At 39.9% G+C, this 7,871-nt stretch carries 6 protein-coding genes; all 6 read right to left on the bottom strand.

Annotated features, from left to right (window positions below):
* Nucleotides 1-222: 222 nt before the first annotated feature.
* Nucleotides 223-1,566, bottom strand: coding sequence for a DEAD/DEAH box helicase (locus tag GEZ85_RS09285; protein ID WP_004238723.1), 1,344 nt, complete (start codon nucleotides 1,564-1,566; stop codon nucleotides 223-225).
* A 138-nt stretch (nucleotides 1,567-1,704) separates the two neighbouring features.
* Nucleotides 1,705-2,520, bottom strand: a complete 816-nt coding sequence (locus GEZ85_RS09280; RefSeq protein WP_020903475.1) for an endonuclease/exonuclease/phosphatase family protein — start codon at nucleotides 2,518-2,520, stop codon at nucleotides 1,705-1,707.
* Between the two features lie 51 nt (nucleotides 2,521-2,571).
* Complete coding sequence (locus GEZ85_RS09275; protein ID WP_153210112.1) at nucleotides 2,572-4,752, bottom strand: PTS transporter subunit IIBC; 2,181 nt, start codon at nucleotides 4,750-4,752, stop codon at nucleotides 2,572-2,574.
* A 179-nt stretch (nucleotides 4,753-4,931) separates the two neighbouring features.
* Nucleotides 4,932-5,858, bottom strand: coding sequence for a permease-like cell division protein FtsX (gene ftsX / locus GEZ85_RS09270; protein ID WP_000625545.1), 927 nt, complete (start codon nucleotides 5,856-5,858; stop codon nucleotides 4,932-4,934).
* Complete coding sequence (gene ftsE / locus GEZ85_RS09265; protein WP_000022260.1) at nucleotides 5,851-6,543, bottom strand: cell division ATP-binding protein FtsE; 693 nt, start codon at nucleotides 6,541-6,543, stop codon at nucleotides 5,851-5,853. Before ftsE ends, ftsX begins: the two co-directional genes overlap by 8 nt.
* Nucleotides 6,544-6,560: 17 nt before the next feature.
* Nucleotides 6,561-7,656, bottom strand: a protein-coding gene (gene prfB / locus GEZ85_RS09260; RefSeq protein WP_153210113.1) for a peptide chain release factor 2 whose coding sequence is annotated in 2 segments (ribosomal slippage) — nucleotides 6,561-7,583 and nucleotides 7,585-7,656 — 1,095 coding nt in all. Because the reading frame shifts where the segments join, the coding sequence is not laid out codon by codon here.
* Nucleotides 7,657-7,871 lie beyond the last annotated feature (215 nt).

Raw genomic sequence — 7,871 nt, 5'->3', positions numbered from 1 at the left:
GGATTTCGGAACTTTGAAAACTTCAAAAAACGGATTTTTATCGCTCTGAATATCAAAAAAGAAAGGACGAAATTTGTCCTTTCTAGATATTAGCTTTTCTTCAACCCACTACAGTTGACAAAGAGCCCTTTTTTGTGGCTGAGAACTATTTTGCTTTAGAAGTTACCAGATAGTTCGTTCTGGTAAATAAAAAAGTTGGAGCTCAGTACTCCAACAATTTCCTTAAAATGTTTGGCGTTTTGCTTTGCGCTCGGCACGGCCACGAGCACGATTTTCAGCACGCTTGGTTTTGCGGCGTTTTTCATCAACCGCCCATTGAATTTTCTTCTTATAGCCCGGTTTGACTTTTTTCTTTTTCTTTTTGACCAACCCAATCATTTCAATATCAAGCTTATCCTGCTTCTTTTCACGGTTGGCACGACGATCACGGTCATAAGTATCTTGAAATTCCCCGTCTTTGACCATTTTAGGAGTAAACTTGATTCCCAATTTCTCCAACTCACGGATATCCGAGTCATCACTGGGTTGGTAAAGGGTAATAGCTGTACCTGGTAGGCCATTTCTTCCAGTACGACCAACACGGTGAACAAAGAAAGATAAATCTTGCGGAATGGCATCATTGATGACATGGCTGACACCTTCAATGTCAATCCCACGCGCTGCCAAGTCTGTTGCGACAATGTACTCAAAATCCAGATTTTTCACCTGGTTCATGATACGCTTGCGTTCACGAGGGGCAATATCTCCATGAATCTTCGCTACCTTCAAGCCTTGAGCAGTCAGATATGAATGCAATTCATCAGCACGCATTTTAGTGTTAACAAAAATCATTGCCAAATACGGTTGCATCAACTGAGTTAACTGGTAAATTTGAGCATTCTTGTCACGTCCCTTTGTAGAAATCAACCAATTATCAATGGTATCAGAAATGACCGTTTTGGTCTTGATTTTCTCCATAACAGGATTTGACAAGTATTTTTTCAAGAATGGTTGCAGTTTTTGTGGGATAGTCGCTGAGAAGACCATGAATTGCAAGTCTTTTGGAAGGCTTCCAGCAATCTTATCAACAGTTTCCAAGAATCCCATATCCAAGGTCATATCTGCCTCATCGACCACAAAGGTCTTAGCCTTGTGAATAGCTAGGTCACCAGACTTAACTAAGTCATAAATACGGCCAGGCGTTCCGATAACAATATGAGGCTGGTTACTTGCCAATTTGTCAATCTGGCGAGCCTTATCCGTACCACCCACATAATTAACCACACGAACTTCGACATCTGAGTGGGCTGCAATCTGACGGGCTGCTTGGTAAATTTGAGTAGCTAATTCACGGCTCGGTGCAGTAATGACTGCTTGAACACTATCGTCGGCTTCATCTAATTGCTGGAAAATCGGCAATAGGAAAGTGTGAGTCTTACCCGAACCTGTTTTTGATTCACCGACTAGGTCACGACCTGTCAAAACAATAGGAATCAACTTGTCTTGCACCTCTGTTGGAGTTGTAAATTTCAACTCCTCCAAGGCTTCACTAATATATTTTTTAAATTGAAATTTCGTAAATGACATAATATCCTCGATTCTATCTATCCTATCAATTATACCATATTTTATTCCATTTCAGTAGTCTCACTTATTTAGGCTATTTCTAGTAGCTTCTCTAGTAAAAAAGGCTGGAATTTGTGAATCCCAACCTCTTTTCAGTCATTATTTCCAGTTTAAAATAGCATTCAAGCCATAGTGATCACTAACTTGCGGACCCTTGTTACCATCAAATACGACATGTAAATTTTCCACCTCTAACTCTTTGGTAGTAAAAACATAGTCGATTCGAAGGGGTTCTGTATTCCCCTTCCAGCCATCAATTTCTGGTGGAACGGTATAGCTACCGCTTTTCTCTTGAGCAACTTCAAAAGCGTCTTGTAAGCCTAATGGACTAGCTAAAATAGCTTGGTAACCTTCCTGACCTGCTGGATTGTTGAAATCTCCAGCCAGCAAAAGTGGCTTGTTCAATTCTTTCAAGACAGCCTCAAATCGCGCCCATTCTTCTTGGAAACCTTTATCCCACCAAGAAAGGTGGACACTGGCAACTGCAAGGTCCTTGCCATCAACTACAGTTTCAGCCAGGGCGACACGGCGAGTATGATAGTCTGTTGGATCATCCACATCTGAAACCAAAATTTCTCTTGCTTCAATAGGTGTTTTAGACAAGATAGCCACACCTTCATGGTAGCGGTCATAACCAATATGGTTATAGGCCCAAGTCCAGTAGTAATCTTTCCCTTGCTCTGACAACTTTTCAACCAAAAGTCTAACATAATGGTCTTGGTGAATAGGCTCAGCTGCTGGCAAAGCTTGATAAAGGTCATTAACCTCCACCACTGGCGAAGTGATCTCCTGATTGATTTCTTGGAAACAAATCAAATCATAGTCTTTTTCAAGAATATCCTCAAGCAAAATCTGGAATTTTTCCTCTGCTTCTTTCTCCATCCAACTGTGAGTATTGAGTGTTAAAAATTTCATTCTTTTCTCCCAAAATAAGAGGTTGGAATACAGCTTCCAACCTCAAGTATATTACAATTCTACTTTAGCAACTGCTGTTTTAGCTGCAAGAGAACCTGTTTTTTCTAATTTAACTGATTTAATTGCATCACCATTTGTGAAGACAACTACTGTTGAAGTTTCACGTCCTGCTGCACGGATAGCATCCAAGTCAGCTGTGACAAGAAGATCTCCTGCTGCAACTTTTTGTCCTTCAGCAACATGAACTGTAAATGGTTTACCTTCAAGACTTACTGTGTCCAAACCAATGTGAACCAATACTTCAAGACCTGGTTCAGTCACAATACCAAGAGCATGTTTTGTTGGGAAGATGCTTGATACAGTACCTGAAACTGGAGATACAATGTTTCCATTTGCAGGTTCTACTGCAAATCCATCACCCATCATTTTTTGAGCAAATACTGGATCTTTTATTTGTTCCAAAGCAACAACTTGACCGTCTGCTACTGAGTAAACTTCCTCAGTAAGACCTTTGAAGTGAACAGTGTTTTGTTGTGCTTCAGTCATTTGGCTTGGAAGAGTTTCAGGAATGATTTCACCTGAATCAAGGATATCTTGGATATCAGATTTCAATACGTCTGCTTTTGGACCGTAGATAGCTTGAACTCCTTGTCCTTTCATGACAAGACCCATAGCTCCTTCTGCTTTCCATTGTTCTGCATCACCGACTTTGTCAGCATCTTTTACAGTTACACGAAGACGAGTCATACATGCATCAACATCAACGATGTTTGCACGTCCACCAAGAAGGTTAATAATGTTTACAGCTTGAGAGCCTGCTGCAACTTTCACTTCGCTACTAGCTTCTTCTGAACCTTCAGCAGTTTCGTAATTTCCGTTACGTCCTGGAGTTGCGTAGTTGAATTTTTGAATCATGAAGTTTGCGATAAAGTACATGATTACGGCAAAGAGAACAGTTACCCAGATAAAGTTAACGATATCCATACCAATACCAGCATTAATTGCTAGTGGTGTACGAGTCAAGAATTCAATTGAACCGAATGAGTGGACACGTAGGTTTACTACGTCAGCCATAGCGAAGGCAGCACCTTGAACAAGTGAGTAAACAAGATACATAGGTGTTGCTACAAACATGAACATGTATTCGATTGGTTCAGTAACCCCTGTCAAGAATGTTGCAAGAGCTGTCGCAATCATCATACCTTTATATTGATGTTTCTTATCAGCATCGACATTACGGTAGATAGCAACGATCATACCCATCAAGATACCGAATGAACCGATCATTTGTCCAACTTTGAAACGAGCTGGGTGAACAGTATCTAACAATTGTTGGTAGTGACTTGCATCTGTACCTTTAAGGTTAACAAGGTCTGTTACCCATGCAAGCCATAGTGGGTCTTGACCAAATACTTGAGTACCTTTAGCTGCACCAGTTAAAATGTCATAAGTACCACCAAGAGCTGTGTAGTTCATTGGGATAGTCAACATATGGTGAAGACCAAATGGCAAGAGCAAACGTTCCAAAGTACCATACAAGAATGGTGCAAGGATTGGAGCAGTTTCTTGTGAGTTGGCAATCCAGATACCAAAGCTATTGATACCTGTTTGAACTACTGGCCAGAAGGCAGCAAGTAGAATTGCAGCGATTGCTGAACGAAGAATAACTACAAATGGTACGAAACGTTTCCCGTTGAAGAATGAAAGTGCATCAGGAAGTTTACGGAAGTTGTAGTATTTATTGTAAGCAGTTGCCCCTACAAAACCTGAGATAATCCCTACAAACACACCCATGTTCAATGCTGGAGCTTCAAGAACACTAATGAAGTAATCAGCAACTTTGATTGAACCACCAAAGAGAGTTGTGACCATAGCATCTGGATTTTTCAACATATCTCCTGATACACCAAAGATTGTACCAGTGATACGGTTAATCAAGATGAAGGCAAGACCAGCGGCGAAAGCACCACCAGCACGTTCTTTAGCCCAGCTTCCTCCAATTGCTAGGGCAAACAAAATGTGAAGGTTACCGATAACCCCCCAACCAATTTGCTCAAGAATTCCACCTGTAACTACAAGTGGTGCAAAAGTTGGGTTAATCATTACGATAGACTTACCGATTGAAATCATCAAACCAGCAGCCGGCATAACCGCGATAACCACCATCAAAGCCTTACCGAATTTTTGCCAAAACTCGAAAGACAAGACATTTTTGAATGTATCTTTCATCATTCAAATCTCCTTTATTTTTATTTAGGCAAACGTTTTACGAAAACGTTTGCACTTTCTATAATTCAATTATACCACTTTAATTTTTTTTGTAAAGGCTTTTATAAAAAAAAGTAGACTTTTTTCTAAAATTTTTGTAGTAAAAAAGGAGATATTAAAATCTCCTCAAATATACTTCTATTTTAGATTTTCAGGAATCGGCGCATTGAAATTCCTGATCCGATTGAACCGATAAAAATTCCAATCACAAATAATAAGGCAATCATCAGTGGACTGAATACTTCTGGTGATATCATTGAAAGGTTCTGACCAACCAATGACTTATTAACAGATTGGTAAACCATTTTATAGACAATAAATACCAGAACTGATGGAAGTGTTGCTCCAAGCAAACCAATGAAGGCACCTTCAAGCAAGAAAGGTCCGCGGATATAGCCATTCTTAGCACCTACTAAACGCATGATTTGAATTTCACGGCTTCGTGAAATAATGGTGATACGTATAGTATTAGAAATCAAGAACACCGCAATGAAAATCAATAATCCAGCGATAACTAGTCCCCAAACACGAATAAATGAGGCTAACTTAAACAAGCGTTCTGTATTAGCACCACCATCTTGAACTTCTGATACACCTTCGATTTTTTTAGCCTCTTCTGCTACTGTCTTTACATCACTTGGTGTATTTGTATCAACGATATATGCATCATAGAGTGGATTGGCATCGCCCTCAAAGATTTTCCAGTTGTCCCCCATTGTTTCTGTCAACTTTTCATATTGTTCTTCTTTACTTGAAAACGTAACACTTTTAACGGTTGACATACCTTTCAAAGCATCATATACCTTATGGTAGTCGTTATTTGTAACAGTTTGACCTTCTTTTTCAATGGTCTCACTATTATCAGCTACGTCCTTACGAATGTATACCATTACTCGGACATTATTTTCGATATCTGTAGCTAGTTTAGCCGTATTAAAGATAACAGATGCAAATATTGCAACCAAGGTCAAAGTAATCATAACTGAACTAACAGCAGCTACTGTCATCCAGCCATTTCGTTTCAAACTTTTTAACGATTCAAATAAATGACGAAAAAATCTACTAATCATCGTATCCATATTCTCCTTTAGCTTCGTCACGAACGACACGGCCATTTTCAATGGCAATGACACGGTGGCGCAAGGTATTTACAATCTGACTGTTGTGGGTAGCCATCAAGACAGTTGTACCTTGGAGATTGATGCGTTCCAGCAAGTTCATAATTTCCCATGAATTATCTGGGTCCAAGTTTCCTGTTGGTTCGTCCGCAATCAATACTTTAGGATTATTTACAATAGCACGCGCAATCGCAATACGCTGTTGTTCTCCCCCTGAAAGTTCATTTGGGAAAGAACGAACCTTATGCTTCAATCCAACCAAGTCTAAAACTTCCATAACACGTTTTTTGATATTACGGCGACTTTCTCCAATTACCTCCATTGCATAAGCAATATTTTCATAAACGGTTTTCTTTGGTAACAGTTTATAATCTTGGAAGACAACCCCAACACTACGACGTAGGAGAGGGACATCTTTCTTTTTAATTTTAACCAGATTAAAACCAGCAACAGATAAGCTTCCTTTTTCGATTTTTACTTCGCGATACAAAGAACGAATAAAGGTTGATTTCCCAGCTCCTGACGGACCTACGATATAGGCAAATTCTCCTGGTTGAATGCTGACCGAAACACCACGTAGGGCAGTCGTTCCGTTGTCGTATTTTTTGACGACATCTCTCATTTCAATGATTGACATGTGAGTTCCTTTCTATCTTAGCTGATTCGCCACTTGAGATAAGCATCGATAAAACCATCTAGGTCTCCGTCCATAACCTTATCTACCTGCGCAACTTCAAAGCTAGTTCGGTGATCTTTTACCATAGTATATGGCGTGAAAACATAAGAACGAATTTGACTTCCCCATGTGATTTCCTTTTTCTCACCCTTGAGAGAATCTACTTCCGCAGCTTTCTTTTCTTGCTCCATTTGATAGAGCTTAGCCTGTAACATCTTCATGGCACGATCTCTATTTCCATACTGGGTACGATCCACCGTTGATTGGACAACAATTCCAGTTGGAATGTGGGTTAAACGTACACCTGTTGAAACCTTGTTGACGTTTTGTCCACCGGCACCACCTGAACGGAAGGTATCCATCTTGATGTCATCTTCCCGGATTTCCACTTCAATGGTATCGTCCAACTCAGGCATTACTTCTACAGATGTGAAAGAGGTATGGCGACGTTTAGCAGAGTCAAATGGTGAGATTCGCACCAAGCGGTGAACACCCATTTCTGACTTGAGAAGACCATAGGCATTAGGCCCTTCAAATGATAGGGTTACTGACTTGATGCCAGCTTCATCTCCTGCTTGGTAATCCAATACTTCCACTTTAAAGCCTTTAGCATTTCCATAGCGAGTGTACATACGAAGCAACATATCACCCCAGTCCTGAGCCTCAGTACCACCGGATCCTGGATGGATTTCCAAGATGGCATTGTTGTGGTCATAAGGTTCTGACAAGAGTAGAGTCATCTCGTAGCTGGTCATCATCTTATCAAGTTCTGATAACTGTTCAACCAATTCTTCATGCACCGACTCATCTTCAGCTAAAAAGTCTAATAAAATTTCGACTTCATCCTGCAACTCTTCCATTTTGTGGAAGGTGCTGTAGGTGTTTTTTAATTCATTTAATTCTTGCGACGTTTTTTGGGCCGCGATATTATCGTTCCAAAAATCAGGTTCTGTCATCTTGTTTTCCAAGATGGCAATCTCTTCCTCTAGACCTTCTAGGTCAAAGAGACCCCCTGAAAGAAGCTAATTTTTCACGATTTGCGTCAATTTTCTGACGAATTACTGAAATGTCCATAAATACTCCTTTTTTACATCATTTCATTATAGCATATTTTATCATTTCTTTCCATCTTTTGCTCTAATCCACTTTTCATGAAAAAAGAGGTAACTTCTCAAAGTAACTTCCACTTGGCTGGTCAAAGTGGAAATTAGTCTAAAACGGATTTTTATGGTGGAATTAAGTGTAAGACGTTTGAGTTAGAAATGAGGTCTACTATGACAAAAAAGAAA

Origin of the sequence: Streptococcus mitis (assembly GCF_009496205.1) — a bacterium.
Lineage (GTDB): Bacteria > Bacillota > Bacilli > Lactobacillales > Streptococcaceae > Streptococcus > Streptococcus mitis_BN.
The sequence above is the reverse complement of the archived record's forward strand: the minus strand, read 5'-3'. Positions and strand labels throughout refer to the sequence as shown.